The 14,844-nt window shown below is 71.9% G+C and carries 13 protein-coding genes; 5 read left to right on the top strand and 8 right to left on the bottom strand.

What is annotated here, in order from left to right:
- On the top strand, positions 1 to 1,736 hold a 1,736-nt coding region (locus ADL12_RS49160), incomplete at its 5' end, for an ABC transporter ATP-binding protein (RefSeq protein ID WP_062715767.1).
- 50 nt (positions 1,737 to 1,786) lie between these two features.
- Here ADL12_RS49160 and ADL12_RS49155 read toward each other — a convergent pair.
- From ADL12_RS49155 to ADL12_RS49145, 3 genes are all read right to left on the bottom strand, one after another.
- Positions 1,787 to 1,972 (bottom strand): hypothetical protein, encoded by a 186-nt coding sequence (locus ADL12_RS49155; protein ID WP_208614783.1) that lies wholly within the window; start codon positions 1,970 to 1,972, stop codon positions 1,787 to 1,789.
- A gap of 154 nt (positions 1,973 to 2,126) precedes the next feature.
- On the bottom strand, positions 2,127 to 2,816 hold the full coding sequence (locus ADL12_RS49150; protein ID WP_062715766.1) for a DUF899 domain-containing protein: 690 nt from the start codon (positions 2,814 to 2,816) through the stop codon (positions 2,127 to 2,129).
- A 139-nt stretch (positions 2,817 to 2,955) separates the two neighbouring features.
- Positions 2,956 to 4,329 (bottom strand): amidohydrolase, encoded by a 1,374-nt coding sequence (locus ADL12_RS49145; RefSeq protein ID WP_062715765.1) that lies wholly within the window; start codon positions 4,327 to 4,329, stop codon positions 2,956 to 2,958.
- Between the two features lie 199 nt (positions 4,330 to 4,528).
- Here ADL12_RS49145 and ADL12_RS49140 point away from each other — a divergent pair, with 199 nt between their 5' ends.
- Entirely contained in the window at positions 4,529 to 5,494 is a 966-nt protein-coding gene (locus ADL12_RS49140; RefSeq protein WP_062715764.1) for an endonuclease/exonuclease/phosphatase family protein, read from the top strand.
- Between the two features lie 79 nt (positions 5,495 to 5,573).
- On the opposite strand, the gene ADL12_RS49135 is transcribed toward ADL12_RS49140, so the two are convergent.
- The 3 genes from ADL12_RS49135 to ADL12_RS49125 form a co-directional block, all read right to left on the bottom strand.
- The gene (locus ADL12_RS49135) at positions 5,574 to 7,838 is read right to left on the bottom strand and encodes an FUSC family protein (protein WP_079052701.1); all 2,265 of its coding nucleotides are present in this window, start codon (positions 7,836 to 7,838) and stop codon (positions 5,574 to 5,576) included.
- A gap of 239 nt (positions 7,839 to 8,077) precedes the next feature.
- Positions 8,078 to 8,860, bottom strand: a complete 783-nt coding sequence (locus ADL12_RS49130; protein WP_062715762.1) for a nucleotidyltransferase domain-containing protein — start codon at positions 8,858 to 8,860, stop codon at positions 8,078 to 8,080.
- A 70-nt stretch (positions 8,861 to 8,930) separates the two neighbouring features.
- The gene (locus ADL12_RS49125; protein ID WP_062715761.1) at positions 8,931 to 10,892 is read right to left on the bottom strand and encodes a toll/interleukin-1 receptor domain-containing protein; all 1,962 of its coding nucleotides are present in this window, start codon (positions 10,890 to 10,892) and stop codon (positions 8,931 to 8,933) included.
- A 38-nt stretch (positions 10,893 to 10,930) separates the two neighbouring features.
- On the opposite strand from ADL12_RS49125, the gene ADL12_RS49120 reads away from it, so the two are divergent.
- The 3 genes from ADL12_RS49120 to ADL12_RS49110 all read left to right on the top strand — a co-directional run bounded on the left by ADL12_RS49120 (position 10,931) and on the right by ADL12_RS49110 (position 12,545).
- A complete protein-coding gene (locus ADL12_RS49120; RefSeq protein WP_062715760.1) occupies positions 10,931 to 11,524 on the top strand; it encodes a hypothetical protein in 594 nt (197 codons plus the stop codon).
- Between the two features lie 149 nt (positions 11,525 to 11,673).
- A complete protein-coding gene (locus ADL12_RS49115; RefSeq protein WP_062715759.1) occupies positions 11,674 to 12,090 on the top strand; it encodes a RidA family protein in 417 nt (138 codons plus the stop codon).
- Positions 12,087 to 12,545 (top strand): GNAT family N-acetyltransferase, encoded by a 459-nt coding sequence (locus ADL12_RS49110; RefSeq protein ID WP_062715758.1) that lies wholly within the window; start codon positions 12,087 to 12,089, stop codon positions 12,543 to 12,545. Before ADL12_RS49115 ends, ADL12_RS49110 begins: the two co-directional genes overlap by 4 nt.
- Here ADL12_RS49110 and ADL12_RS49105 read toward each other — a convergent pair whose 3' ends face one another.
- Together ADL12_RS49105 and ADL12_RS49100 are read right to left on the bottom strand one after the other, a co-directional pair.
- Positions 12,546 to 13,265 (bottom strand): aspartate/glutamate racemase family protein, encoded by a 720-nt coding sequence (locus tag ADL12_RS49105; protein ID WP_062715757.1) that lies wholly within the window; start codon positions 13,263 to 13,265, stop codon positions 12,546 to 12,548.
- 5 nt (positions 13,266 to 13,270) lie between these two features.
- Positions 13,271 to 14,767, bottom strand: coding sequence for an NCS1 family nucleobase:cation symporter-1 (locus ADL12_RS49100; RefSeq protein ID WP_062715756.1), 1,497 nt, complete (start codon positions 14,765 to 14,767; stop codon positions 13,271 to 13,273).
- Between the last annotated feature and the right edge of the window lie 77 nt (positions 14,768 to 14,844).

The raw sequence follows: 14,844 nt of genomic DNA, 5'->3' as shown, positions 1-14,844 counted from the left end.
CCGTGCTGGTGGCCGAGGTGGGGCGGGGGTTGGGGCAGGCGGTCGGGCTGCTTGCCGTGAACAGTGTGCTGGGGCGGCTGATCGGGGGCGGGCCGCTGGAGGAGCGGCTACGCGGTGCCGTTCCCGCGCTCGTCGCCATGGCCGTGGTGATGGTGGTCTCGACGTTGCTGCGGGCCGCTTCGACGTATGCGACCGGGCGCCTGGAGCCCAAGGTGGAGCGGGTGGCGACCGAGCTGTATCTGGAGCGGGCGGCGGCCGTGGAGCTGGCCGCGATCGAGGACCACGCCTTTCACAAGCTGCTGGACACCGCGCAGTACGGCGCAGGGGCAGCCCGCCGCATGATCGCGTACAGCACGCGCGTGGTGAACGCGGCCATCTCGCTGATCGCCGCGGCGGGCGTGCTCACCGTGCTGCACCCCGCCCTGCTCCCCCTCCTCGCCACCATGACGCTGCCCAGCGCGTGGAGTGCCCTGACCAACGCCCGGCGGCGTTACGAGTCCTTCCACACCTGGGTGCAGCACTCCCGCGCCGGCCATCTGATCAGCGGGCTGCTGACGGAGCCCGCCGCCGCGCCCGAGATCCGGGTCCATGGCGTCGGGCCTTTCCTGCTGCGCCACTACCGGGCGATGTCGGAGACTGCGGAGGCGGAGCAGGCGCGGCTGGCCCGGCTGGCGGCGCGTACGGGGCTCATCGCGGCGGCATGGACAGGGCTCGCGACCCTCGCGACGTACGCGACGCTGGGCGGACTGCTGCTCGCCGGCGCGATGGCGCTCTCCGTGGCGGGTACGGCCGTCATCGCCATCCGCACCGGCTCTTCGAGCCTCGACACCCTGGTGCTGGAGGTCAACGCCCTCCACGAGGAGGCTCTCTTCGTGGGCGATCTCCAGCGGCTGTACGTCGAGGCGGCCGAGCGGGCGATTCCGGTCGGCGGCGCCGCCCTGCCGGAAGACCCGCGGGAGGTCCGCTTCGAGAACGTCAGCTTCAGTTACCCCGGCGAGTCCGCCCGTCCCGCCCTCGACGACGTCACGCTCACCCTCCCCCTCGGCCGGATCGTCGCACTGGTCGGCGAGAACGGCTCCGGCAAGACGACCCTGGTGAAGCTGCTGGCGGGCCTGTACCTCCCGGACCGGGGCCGCATCCTGTGGGACGGCGTCGACGCGGCTGGCGCCGACCGGCACCAACTCGCCGAGCGCATCGCGATGGTGGCCCAGGACTTCAAGCGCTGGCCGTTCACCGCCCGGGTCAATGTGGCCGTCGGCCGCTCCTCCGCGCCCCTCACCGAGGAACGTCTGGCCGCCTCGCTCGCCGAGGCCGGGGCCGAGGACGTGGTAGCCGATCTGCCACGCGGCCTGGACACCCTGCTGGCCCGCCACTTCAGCGGCGGGCACGAGCTGTCCGGCGGGCAGTGGCAGCGGCTCGGGATCGCCCGGGCCGCCTACCGGCGCGGCCACATCCTGATCGTGGACGAGCCGACCGCGGCCCTGGACGCACGGGCCGAGCTGGAGGTCTTCGAGAAGATCCGCGCGCTGGCATCAGCCGGGCAGACGGTCGTCCTCATCACTCACCGGCTGGCGTCCGTACGCCATGCCGATCTGGTGCATGTCCTCGACCAGGGGCGGCTCGTGGAGTCCGGCACGCCCGACGAACTGCTGGCCACCGGCGGTGTCTACGCGGAGCTGTACTCGCTCCAGGCCGAGCAGTTCACGACCCGGGTGCCCGCCCCGAAGGCGGGCTGATCAGCACGCGGGCCCGGCGGGGAGCGCCCCGGCCCGCCCCGGCCCTCATGTCACGCGGCGGCGTCGAGCGTGACGTCACCGCGGACGATCACCAGGAACGCGTCCGTCGCGAGGTCCATGACAACCTCGGCGTCCAGACCCTCCATGCGCCGCGCGTGCGCGAACTCCTCCGCGGGCCACGATCCCCGCGGCCCGCCCGCGGGAAAGCGTTCGAGCACTGTTCGCCCGTTCACCATCCTGCACCTCCAGTAAGCGTTGTACTTGTAGGAGTTAACGCCTGCCGGAGGTGAAACGCCTCGCTCAGTGACGGGACTGAGACGTAGTTGACACTCGTTCAACGCGATGTGTGAGCGCCCGCTCACTCTCGATGATCCACCGCTACGTCCTGTGCTACTCCTCGTACTCATCGTGATACCGGATGCGTTCACTGCCCGCAGGCGCCCCAAGAACCGACGCGCGCCCCTCGGGCTCCTCCCACTCCTCCTGCCGGCCCAGCGCAGTGAGGTCCAGGAAGCCGGTGGTCGAGCCCAGCCCGTCGAGGCCGCGCTCGTACGTCGAGTAGGTATGGAAGACACGCTCCCGGTCCCGCAGGAAGCAGCTGACGCCGGGCCGTTCCACCAGCTCGCCCTCGTGCTCCAGGGTCACCTCGAAGTCATGGTTGAAGTCGCTGCCGTACGACGAGTACCAGCGCACCGTCCAGCCCATGCGCGCCTTGAACGGCAGGATCTTCGTGTACGGCGCCCTGGAGACGGCCACCAGAGTCGTCCCGCGCGCCTTCAGATGCGCCAGATGCCCGATCTGGTCCAGGAAACCCGAGCAGCTGCGGCAGCCGGCGTCCCATTCGGGCGCGAACATGAAGTGGTAGATGAGGAGTTGGTGCCGCCCCTCGAACAGGTCGAGCAAGGTGGCCTTGCCGTCGCCGCCCTCGAAGACGTACTCCTCCTCGACCTCGACCATCGGCAGCCTGCGCCGCTCGGCGTTGAGCGCGTCACGCGCGCGTGTGGCCGCCTTCTCCTTGACGAGCAGTTCCTCGCGTGCCGCCCGCCACTGCTCACGCGAAACGATCTCCGGAAGCGACATGGGGCGCCCCTCCTGTGCGACGGTTCCCTTCTGGGTGGTGACTGGGTGGTGACTGGCGGGAGGGGCCGAACTCATCGCCGGGTGCGGAGAATCTCAGGAGATTTCTTCGGAGTACGTCAGCGGTGGGGGGGCTGGGCCGCTATGTGTCGTATTCCTGGATGCGCCTGCCATGGCTGCGGTCCAGGAGCGCGGGCATCCGCTCCCCCAACTCCCTTACCACCGCGGGTACATCGATGGTCAGCAACTCCCGGTCGCGCATCAGGACCCGCCCGTCGACGATCGTCGTGCTGACGTCGGAGGAGCGGGCGCTGTGGACCAGGGTGGCGGCGAGGTCGTGCACGGGCTGGGTGTGCGGGCCGGTGAGGTCGACCAGGATGATGTCGGCTCGGCGGCCGGGGGCGATGCTGCCGGCCATGTCACCGAGTCCGACTGCGCGGGCGCTCTGCAGGGTGGCGTGGTGCAGGGCTTGGCGGGACGTCAGCCAGCGCGGATCGCTGGTGGTCGACTTCTGGATGAGGGCGGTGAGGGCCATCGACTCCCACACGTCGAGGGAGTTGTTGGAGGCGGCACCGTCCGTGGCGAGGCCGACGGGGATGCCGATGTCGTGCAGGGCGCGGACGGGTGTGGTGGTGGGCCAGGCGAACTTCAGGTAGCCGCGGGGGGCGGTGGCGACGGCCGTATGCCCGGAGGCCTGCTCCAGGACCGGCAGGTCACGGTCGAGGATGCCCGTGCCGTGCGCGATGAGGACGTCGACGTCGAGGATTCCGGTGCGCTTCAGGACCTCGATGGGGGTGACGCCGTGGCGGGCGAGGCTGGTTTCGGCCTGGTCGCGGTTCTCGGAGGCGTGGAGGTGGACGGGGAGGCCGTGGTCGCGGGCGAGTTCGGCGGTGGCGGCCAGGTCGGTGTCGTCGACGGTGTAGGGGGCGTGCGGGGCGAGGGCGGTGGTGATGCGGCCGCCGGCGCCGCCGCGATGCCGTAGCGCGAACTCCAGTGACTTCTGCCGGCCTTGAGGCCCCTGGGAGGAGAAGTAGGCCTCACCGAGGTGGGCCCTGATCCCGCACTGCTCGACGACGGCGGCGACGGCGTCCATCGAGAAGTAGTGGTCGGCGAAGCAGGTGACGCCACCGCGGATCATCTCGGCGCAGGCGAGCCGCGCCCCCAACTCCACGTCCTTCTCCGTGAGGTTGGACTCGACGGGCCAGACGACGTCGTTGAACCACTCCTCGGTGGGCAGGTCCTCGGCGACACCGCGCAGCGCGACCATCGGGGCGTGGGTGTGGCAGTTGACGAGTCCGGGAAGGGCGACCTGGCCGGACGCGTCGAGGCGCTCGACGGCGGGTCGGTCGCGCACAGCGTCTGCGGTCGTGACGGCCTCGACGACTCCACCTCGTACGACGATCGCGGCATTCTCCTCGAACCCGATCCGCTCTTGCTCGTCGTGCACGAGGACGGTGCAGCCGGTGATGATGAGGTCGGCGGGATCGGCGGGAGCTTCTGCGGGAGAAGGCGTCATCACGCCAACGTACGACGCGGTCGTCGGGTCGCGTGAGGTGAACCGCGCATCCGGTCACGGGACTGTCGCACGCCCTGACACACGGGCACGCTGGCCTCACCACGGCTCGCTCGACGGTCCCTGCCCAGGCTCGCTCGACTGCCACACCACGGGCCCGCTCGACGGCTCGAAGGCCCACGGCTTCTGGAAGGAGCCCGGCATGCTCCTCGGCACCTGGAACCTGGAGAACCTCTACCGGCCCGGCGGCGAGTTCGGCCCCAAGGACAAGGCCGCGTACGAGACGAAGCTCGCCGCGCTGGCGGCGGTCGTCACCGAGCTCGACCCGGCGCTGCTCGGCGTGCAGGAGGTCGGGGAGCCGGAGGCCCTGCGGGACCTGGTCGGGATGCTGGCGGGCGACTGGCACGTGGCGCTCTCCGAGCACGCGGACGGCCGGGGCATCCGGGTCGGTTTCCTCAGCCGTACGAAGCTCCGGGTCCTGCACGACACGAACGCGTTCCCGGCGAAGCTGCTCCCGGTCCAGGCGGCCGACGAGGGTGTGACGGTCTCGGCGGCGGGCCGGGGTTTCCTCGCGGTGGAGACGGAGGCGGAGACCGGGCCGCTGCGGGTGGCCGTGGCCCACCTCAAGTCGAAGTTGCTGACGTATCCGGGCATTCGTTTCTTCCCCCGCGACGAGGGCGAACGGGCCCGCTACGGCGCCTACGCCCTCTACCGGCGGGCGGCGGAGGCGACCGCGCTGCGCGCGCTGGCGGACGTACTGCTGGCCGGTGACGGGCGCCGGCGTGACGTGGCCGTCCTCGGCGACCTCAACGACGAGGTGCAGGCGGCGACGACGCAGATCCTGCTGGGCCCGCCCGGCTCGGAGATCGGCACGTCGGGCTTCAGGACCCCCGACAAGGGAGACGCCGGCCGCCTGTGGAACGTGGCACCGCTGATCCCCGCCGAGCAGCGGTTCTCGCGGGTGAACTCCGGGCGGCGTGAGCTGATCGACCACATACTGTGCAGCCACCGTCTGGTCCACCGGGTGACGGGGGCGGGGACGGGGACGGGGACGGGGCTGCCCGGGGCCGGTTCGCCGGAGCTGCCGTCGGTGGGGGCGGATCCGAAGGAGCGGCGGGGCGAGGCGGGGTCGGACCACGCGCCGGTCTGGGTGCGGGTCGGGCACTGAGGGGACCGGGTCCTGACCCGGATGGCACCGGGGGGAGGGAGCAGCCTGTCTGCGGTACGGACGAACCAGGCCTCCGACGTCAGCCGGCGAGCGGCACGTCGGAGGCCTCGGGGCCCCGTAGCCCGACCCGGTGGCGCTCCTGCGCGAGCTCTTCCAGCAACTCGGCGAGGTGGGCGGTGTGCCAGGGCGTGAGCCGGCCCGAGTCGTCGAGGTGTACGGCGCACGCGGTGGTCGTGTCGACGAGCCGCTCGAGGGTGGCGACGACCTCCTCCGCGCCCTCCGTGTGCCGGGCGAGCGCGGGCAGTTCCGCGGCAGCGAGGGCGATGGCGGTCCGGGCCTCGGCGAGCGCACGGTAGGCCTCGCGGCGAAGGGTCCAGCGGAGGGCCCGGTCGCCGGAACGGGCCGGACCAGGGCCGTTCGGCACGTCAGAGGCATCGGACGGGAGCGGGGTACGGGCGTCGGGGTCACGCCGGGCCATGGGGCGGGACTTACGCAAGGGTTGACCGCCGGACTCGCGCGGGACTTGGTCGCCGGACTCGCGCCGGACATTGGCGTCCGGCTCGCGCAGAACCTGGGCGTCGGACTGGCCCAGCACGTCGGCGCCGGACTCGCGCAGGACCTTGACACCGGACACGCGCAGGGTGTGATCGCCAGACTCGCGCGGGACATCGGCCTCGGACTCGCGCAACGCCTGAACGTCGGACTGCCCCAGCACCTGGGCACCCGACTCACGCAGCACCTGGACGTCGGACTGGCCCACCACGTGCGCGCCGGACTCGCGCAGCACATGCGCGAGGTAGGCATACGCGGCCCGGTTTGCCGCGGCGACTCGCTGCCGTACACCCCCGCCCCGCTGCCCCGGCATCGGCAGATGCCCCACGACCAGCACGATCGCGCAGGCCAGCAGCGTCTCCCCGATCCGGCTGGCGGAGGCCTGCGGCTCGCCGCCCACCATCACCAGGGCGAGCACGAGGACGGTCACGACGGCGGTCTGGGCGGCGAAGTGCCGAGTGGCCACGGGAATGAGGGCACCGCTGAGAGCCACGAGCGCGATGAGCCCTTCCGGCCGGGGCAGCACGGCAGCGAACCCGGCGAAGAGGAGAGCGCCCAGCACCGTGCCGGCAGCCCGGCACAGCACCCGGGACGCGAGCGGCCCGAGGTCGGGCTTGACGAGGAAGACGGCGGTGGCGGGGAGCCAGTACCAGTGCTCGTGCTGCCCGTACCACTGGGCGTGGTGCAGGGCCTGGGCGATGGCGACGCTGGCCCCGAAGCACAAGCCGACGCGCAGGCCGTACTCCCTGCCCCCGGCCCCGAATACGGCTCGGCGCAGGTCCTTTGCCGTACGACGCCGGGTGTGCAGGTCGTCGCTGTCACCCCTGCCTCGGTCGAAGGCCTCGGCGGCATGCAGCAGGGCGTCGTCGAGGGCGCGCAGGGCGGCCGCGGACCGGGAGGGCGCGGGCAGGGGCCCGGTGTGCGTGTTGTCGCGTACGGCGGCGGCGAGGCGTCGGGGGCCTTCCCAGGCCCGGGCGGGCACTGGTTCCCCGGCCCAGGCGAGCGCGGTGGCGGCCTCGGCGAGGGGAAGGGCGGCCGCGTACTGCGCATGCAACCGCCGCTCGGCGGACGAGGAGGCGTACCGCCGCAGCCGGGGCCCGGTGAGGGCGTCCTGCGCATGATCGAGGGCAGCGGTGAGCGCGGCGCGCCGCGCGGTGGCCTGCTCGGTGCCCGCGGCCTCGAGGAGCTCGCCGACGGCGTCGTACACGGCAGCGACGGCGTCCCGCTCCCCGTCGAACCGGAAGTCGCCGGCGAGGGAACCGGGCGTGGGAAGCGCCAGCCGCAACGCGAGCAGCCATACGGCACCGGCGAGATAGGCGACCGCCCGCTGCCACCCGGCCTCCGGCAACGGCATCCCGGCCCCGATGGCCGCGGCGACGAGCAACTGCGTACCGGCGCCGGAGGCAACGGGCCCGACCGCGCTGATGCCGCCGGCGAAGAGCCCGAGGCCGGTGAGGAGGAGCGTGAGCGGGACGGCACCGATGTGCTCCCCGGCGTACGTCCCGACGAACAGCCCGGCCGCCCCTGCCAGCGCGGGCACCCCGAGCCGCTTGACGGAGGCACGGCGGCTGCCGGGGCGGTCGTTGATGCCGGCGAGCATCGCGGCGATGGCGGCCACGACGCCGAGGGAGACGCGTCCGGCGAGGACCGCGGCGAGCAGCAGGGGCCCGGCGGCCAACGCCCCTCGCGTCACCGCACTCCAGGGAACAGGTCCGCGCTGGGCGCGGAGGGCGTGGGCGAGCCAGGGCGGAAGGGTGAGGGGCGGGGCTGCACGGCGTGCGGGGCGGGACACGGGGCTCCTGTCGGGGCGAGGGCGGGGGTGTGCCTTCGGGCGACGGTGGCCGGGCTTCGGGCTGTGGTGTCCACGGTAGGGCGAGTTCTTGGAGGCGATGGGACTCCGACGTTTCGGGGATGTGACGATACGTGGAAACGCCACGTTCTTTATGAACGCAACTGCGGGAGCCCGGGGTGGAGAGCCGCGTGGAGAGTGGCGCGGTGTCAGTTCGGGGCCGACGAAGCCGTGCCCTGCCCTCAGCCCATCGCCCGCTCGAACAGCGCCTCCGCTTCCGCGACCGACTCGCCCAAACGGTCAGGACGCGCACCCAGCGACCCGATGACGCCCTCAACGCCCCGCAGCCCCGCCCGCTCCAGCAACCCCTTCTCATTGGTCACCCACTCCCCCCCCCCCGCCAACACCGCATGCCCGACCTGCACAGCGGCCGTAGCGATCGCCCCCGCGACCTCGGTGAGGCGGCCCGCCGGGGCGTGGTTGGCCTTCGCATAGCCGAGGGTGGCCAGGGCCGTGCCGTACCAACGCTCGCTCGCCGTGTGGCGCAGCTTCTCCGGATAGCCGGCCGGTCGCGGCAGCACACCCCGCAGCACCTGGTTGATCGCCAACTCCGCGACGACCAAGTAGCTGGGAATCCCCGCGAGATGGAACATCAACGGCTCCACCCGGAACCGCCCCTCCTCCGCCTCCGCCAACTCCCGCTCCACCACGTCGAGATCACGGTAGTGGACGTCGACGCGCCGCCCGTCGATCGTCAGCCACGCACCTCCGTTGAAGACACCCCCACCCCAGCCGCCGACCTCGGAGACCTCGCCCTCCCAGCCGACCGCGCGGAGGTCGGAGGGATCGAAGGCGCCCCGGTAGTAGATCGCCAGGTCCCAGTCGCTGTCGGGCCTGTGGGTGCCCTGGGCTCGGGAGCCACCGAGGGCGACGGCCTGGACCGTGGGGAGTGCGGCGAGGCGGTCGGCGGTGGTGTCGAGGAAGTCGGGGTCGGTGAGGGAGGCGAGGTCGGTGGGGGAGGGCATGGGCGCAGCGTACGTAGCCCCGTCGCCGCGCCTCAAGGCAATTACGCCCGGCGGCCTCACCCCCGCGGCCTCACCCCGTCGCCGCCACCCCGAAGTCCGCTCCGGAGATGCCGCCCAGCCCTTCCGTGATCCGCACCAACGGCTCGCGCAGGGCGGCCAGTTCGGCCCGCATCGTCTCCGCCTGCGGCCACGCCGCCTCATGGTCGAGCGGGGTCACGTCCGCCGGGCAGCGGGCCTCGTACGCGGCGAGACGTGGGTGCCAGGTGCTGGTGAAGGGGCGGATCGTCTCGTTGATCAGGGTGTAGGCGAGGCTCCGGACCGTCGGCGCGCCCGTCTCCGAGCCGCGCTCCAGGCTCACGCTGTACGCGTGCAGCGTCGCGCGCGTGAAGTCGATCAGCGACTTCAGGGAGGTGAGCGCCTCCCGCAGGCTCCCCGTCCCCGGCGCCAGCTCCTGCACCCCGATCCGGGTGACCAGCTCGACCTGGATGTCGTAGGCCGCCATCCTTTCCGACTCGCTGGGCGCTGCCATGGGTGCCTCCCTCCGGGTACCGGGGAAGGCCAGCGTAACCGGGTCACGCGCGTCGCGGCGGCCGCACACGGTGTGCAGGGCGGCACGGCGGAGGGCCTCCGTGCGGGCGGGGGCCGGGTCGTGGTGATGCCAGGCGTGCTGGGTCACGGGGTGCAGGGACCAGCGTTCGTCGGCTGCTGGGGTCAGCAGGCTGCGGGCGCGCAGTTCGTGGACGCCGTTGGCCGCGCGGCGGCGGGCGACGATCCGGGGGACGCGGTCGGCGGCGGCGAGGACGTGTGCCGCGTCGTCGGTGGTGAGGGGCAGCGGGTGGAGGGCGGCGGCGCAGCGCAGGACGTCGGCGGCGTCCGTGGTGTCCACGTCCCGTACGACGGCGCCCGTGACGTCTTCGTCGGCGAGGGTGTCGAGGAGGGAGCGGCCCCGGGCGTGCAGCCGGTCGTAGAGCGCATCCGGGTGGTGGCCGGCGCGGACCGCACGGCCCAGCAGGCCCAACGCGAGGGGGTGGCCGTCGACCGCGTCGGCGAGTGCCTCGTCGCCGCCGGCCAGCACGCGCGCGTGGGGAGCGTCGAGCGGCCCCAGGTCGACCGGGGTGCCCAGCGTGTCGTAGGCGCGGCTGCGCAGGGTGAACAGGGTGTGGCCGAGGGGGTGCGGTGCCGACATCGCCGCGATGTCGCGGGCGGGGAGCCGGTCGGCGGGGGCGGCGTCGACGATCCACAGGAACGGTTCGCCGATGGCGTCGAAGTAGGCGAAGAGGCCACCTGGCCCGGCGGCACCTGGCCCGCCGACACCTCCGCCTGCACCGCCGAGGGCACGCACGGAATCCTCGTACGCCTCCCCGTCCACCCAGCACACGCCGCCGGGGTACACCGCCTCGAAGCGCAGGGCGTACTCCTGGGCCAGCAGGGTCTTGCCGATGCCCGCCATGCCGCGGATCTGCACGGCGTGCGCGGCGGCGCGGCCGGTGACGAGCGGGGCCGCGTGGGCGTGCAGGGCGGAGTGCACCTGCCAGAGCTCCGAGAGGCGGCCCAGGAAGTCGGGGCGCGGCTGGGGGGTGCCCAGCAGCCAGTGCCGTACGCCGGGTTCCGCGATCGTCATCGGGCCGTCGAGGCGCGCCACGTGCGCGCGTACGTCGGCTACGAGGGCGGGGAGGTCGTCGGGCGCGGCGTGTCTGGCGTCGCACAGTTCCACGGGCTGGATATGGTCCGCCGCCCGCTCCGGGTTGACCACCATGACCCGGCGCCGCGGATCGCCCTCCCCAAGTCCCGCCAGATAGGCGGTGGTCAGCTCCCACTGGCAGGCCTCGCGCTCGGGGTAGCCGGCGGAGTAGAACGCCAGCAGCGCCTTGGAACGGCCCAGTTCACGCCGGATGGTGGCGCTGATGCCGGCGAAGGACTCGACCCCGGTCTCGTCCGTGAACACCTCGAGCCCGCCGTCGCGCAACGCCCGCGCGAGCGGACGGGCCCGCTCCACGTCACCGCGGCTGTAGCTGAGGAAGACGTCCCACACGGCGACTTACCCTACTGTGGCTACCGGGGAGGGCGATCATGGGACACAGGCAGCGCAGGCGACGTCGACCGAGCGGTCCGTCGCAGATCACGGCCAAGCTGACGATTCCGTTCGTCGGCGAGATATCCGGCACCTGGGAGCCGGCCGACGCGGAGCGCAGCGCGGCCTGGGAGCTGTACCTGGAGTTGGTCACGCGCGTGTCGGTCGAGGAGCTGGACCCCGACGAGGGCTTCCTGCGCGAGGCGCTCTCCTCCCTCTACACCTTCTTCAACACCACCCGCGAGATCCTCCGCCGCTACGGCCCCGACGTCGCCCCGCCTCTCGCCCCGGGGCATGTCAGCTTCGGCGTCCTCGCCGTCACGGTCCTCAACCGCGTGCTGCGTCCGCTCCTCGCCCAGTGGCATCCCCGCCTGACCGCGTACGAGTCCCAGCGGCCGACGGGGCGCGATCCCGTGGTCCACGAACGCGAGTGGGAGCACGCGGAGACCCTGCGCCGCGAGATCGCTGCCGTACGGGAGACGCTGGTGTCGCTGGCGGAGACCTTGCAGGAGGTGGCTAACGTCAGCGACCTGATCAACCTTCCGGCGCCTCGGGCTGCTGATCGGTCTGGCGGCCTGAGGCCTCCCCCCTGAGGCCTCTTCCCCCCGGGTTCGGCGGTCGCCGCACGGCGGTCCGCCGAAATTCGGATGCGGGCGCGGGTCAGGGCTCGGATGATCGGCGAGTTGTCCGCCGTTCAGGCAGGGCGACTCCCGAGGACCCTCAGAAAGCTCCAGGAGCCCCCATGATCCAGCGCGTCACCGTGCCCACCCTTTTCCCACCCCCCACCTACTCCCACGCCTCCGTCGTCGAGGCCGGCACCAAGCTCGCCTTCCTCGCCGGTTCCGTGCCTCTGGACGCCGAGGGGAACCTCGTCGGCGCAGGAGACCCCGTACGGCAGACCGAGCAGGTGATCGCCAACCTCGAGGAGCAACTGCGCGCGGTCGGCAGTGACTTGGGGCATGTGCTGTCGAGCGACGTGTACGTGGTGAGCAGCGAGACGGCGGTGCTGTCCGCCGTGTGGGAGGTCGTGGAGGCGTCAGGGCTGAGCGCCGGTCCTCACTCGTCGACGCTGCTCGGGGTCGCCTGCCTCGGCTACACGGGGCAGTTGGTGGAGATCACGGCCACGGCCGTCGTTCCGGAGCAGGAGACACAGTCATGAGCTCGGTCGCCCTGCGCCGCGCCACCGCGACCGACGCCGGTGCCGCCGCCGACGTCTGGCTGCGGTCCTTCGCCGCCGCCCTGCCGACGGTCGTCCGGCCGCACTCCGACGACGACGTGCGGACGTACTTCCGGGAGGTGGTGGTGCTGCTGCGGGAGGCCTGGTTGGCCGAGGCCGCCGAGCGCGTCGTCGGCGTCATGGTGCTCGACGGCGACCAGCTCTCCCAGCTCTATCTCGACCCCGACTGGCGTGGCCGCGGCATCGGCGACCGCTTCGTCGACCTCGCCAAGCAACGCAGGCCGGACGGACTGTCCCTGTGGACCTTCCAGGTCAACAAGCCCGCCCACCGCTTCTACGAGCGGCACGGCTTCATCGCCGTCGAGCACACGGACGGCAGCGGCAACGAGGAGCAGGAGCCGGACGTGCGGTACGTCTGGAGTCCCGGCGGGCGGTGATCACTGAGGCGCCCGCCCCCAAGCCCGCCGCTTCGGCAACGGCTTCGCGTAGCTCCCGGCCCGGCTCGTCGTCAGCCCCAACGCCACCAGCGACTCGGCGAGTTTGACGGCCGCTCCCACCCCGTCGACCACCGGAACCCCCAGCTTCTCCCCCACGGTCCGCTGCAACCCGGTCATCCCGGCGCACCCCAGCACCAGGACCTCCGCACCCGCGTCCCGCGCCCGTTCGGCAGCTGCCAGAAAGGCGGACTCCGTGCGCTCGCCGTCCTCCAGCTCCAGCACGCCGAGCCCCGTACCGATCACGGCGACGCAGTTGCGGCCCACCCCGGCCGTCTCGAGGCTGTCCTCGATCTGCCCGCACGACCGCTCCAGCGTGGTCACCACCCCGTACCGCCGCCCGAGCAGGCAGGCCAAGTGTGCGGCCGCCTCCGTGATGTCGACGACCGGTACGTCCACCAGCTCCCGGACGCCCTCGCGCCCGTGCTCCCCGAAGCCGGCCATGACGACCGCGTCGTACGCGGGCCCCTCGTACGTCCGCAGCGCGTCCAGGACCGCTGCCGCGGAGAGGTAGCTGTCGAGCCAGCCCTCCGCCGACTCGGGCCCCCACGCGGGGGTCAGCCCGAGCACGGTGGTGCCCGGGCCTGCGGCGGCCCGGGCACCTCGTACGATCTCCTCGGTCATCTCCTGCGTGGTGTTGCAGTTGGTGACGACGATCCGCACGTCCTTCAGACCTCCCGCGTCACGGACTCGCCGGTGGATTCGCCGACGGACCCAGCGGCGGACTCGGCGCGCTCATCGCGGCACAGCACCAGGTACAGCCCCGCAGCCAGCGCCGTTCCGATGAACCACGAGTACGGCGCCACATCGCTGAACGTCTTCACCAGTGCCAGCACCGCCGCGACGCCCGCCGCCGGCAGGAACGCCCACAGCGCCTCGGGGTTGACGCCCTTGCGGTAGTAGTAGCGCGAGCCGGGCTCGGCGGAGAAGAGCTCGTCGACGTCCACGCGGCCGCGCTTGACCAGGTAGTAGTCGACCATGATCACGCCGAACAGCGGGCCGAGGAAGGCGCCCAGGCCGCCCAGGAAGTAGTTCACGACGGTCGGGTTCGAGAAGAGGTTCCAGGGGGTCACGACGAGCGCCGCGACCGTGCTGATCATGCCGCCGACCTTGAAGGTGATCTTCTGCGGCCAGACGTTGGCCAGGTCGTACGCCGGTGAGACGAAGTTGGCGACGATGTTGACGCCCATCGTGGCGATGGCGAACGTCAGGGCGGCCAGGACCAGGATCCAGGTGTTGCCGACCTTGGCCACGAGCTCCGCCGGATCGGTGATGGCCTCGCCGAACACCTCCAGCGAACCGGCCGTGACGATCACCGAGACGACCACGAACGCCGTCGAGTTGATGGGCAGACCCCAGAAGTTGCCGCGCTTGACGGTCGGGTAGTCGGGCGCGAAGCGCGAGAAGTCGCAGAAGTTGAGCATCAGCGTGCCGTACGTGGCGAGGATCAGGCCGATCGCGCCGAACCACTGCCGCCACTGCTCACCGACAGAGACCGGGTGCGGGGTGCTCGTCAGCGAGATCGTCCAGCCCGCCTTGGCGAAGATCCAGACGGCCAGCGCGATCATCACCACCCAGATCGCCGGACCGCAGAAGTCCTGGAACTTCCGCACCGACTCCATGCCCTGGCTGATGATCAACGCCTGGATGAGCCAGAGGGAGAGGAAGGAGACCCAGCCGAGCGCGTGCAGGCCCAGGAAGGAGCTGTGCGTCCAGGACTCCAGGCCCGGCCAGGCGGCCAGCAGCATCACGTTCACGGCGACGGACGCGAGGTAGGTCTGGATGCCGTACCACATGATGGCGATCACGGCCCTGATCAGCGCCGGGATGTTGGCCCCCCAGACGCCGAAGCTGATGCGGCTGACGACGGGGAACGGGACGCCGTGGCGCTGGCCGATCTTCCCCATCCAGTTCATGCCGATGTAGATGAGCACGAAGCCGACGAGCAGGGAGGTGAAGACCTGCCACACGTTCATGCCGAGGACCAGCAGGCCGGCCGCGAACGTGTAGTTGCCGAGGTTGTGGACGTCGGACATCCACAGGGCGAAGAGGTCGAAGACCTTCCAGTTGCGCTTGTCGGCGGGCGCGAGGTCTTCGTTGGTGAGCCTGGGATCGGGGGCGAACGCTGGTGTGCCGGTGACTTCGGCACGGTCGGCGAGGGACACGGGGCCTCCAGGAGCCGGGGGACGGAGGACTGCTTATGGAGGGCACTGCTTATGGAGGGCACTGGTTGTGGGGGGCT

Origin of the sequence: Streptomyces regalis (assembly GCF_001509475.1) — a bacterium.
Classification (GTDB): domain Bacteria; phylum Actinomycetota; class Actinomycetes; order Streptomycetales; family Streptomycetaceae; genus Streptomyces; species Streptomyces regalis.
Note: the sequence above shows the minus strand (reverse complement) of the source record. Positions and strands in the feature narration are given on the sequence as shown.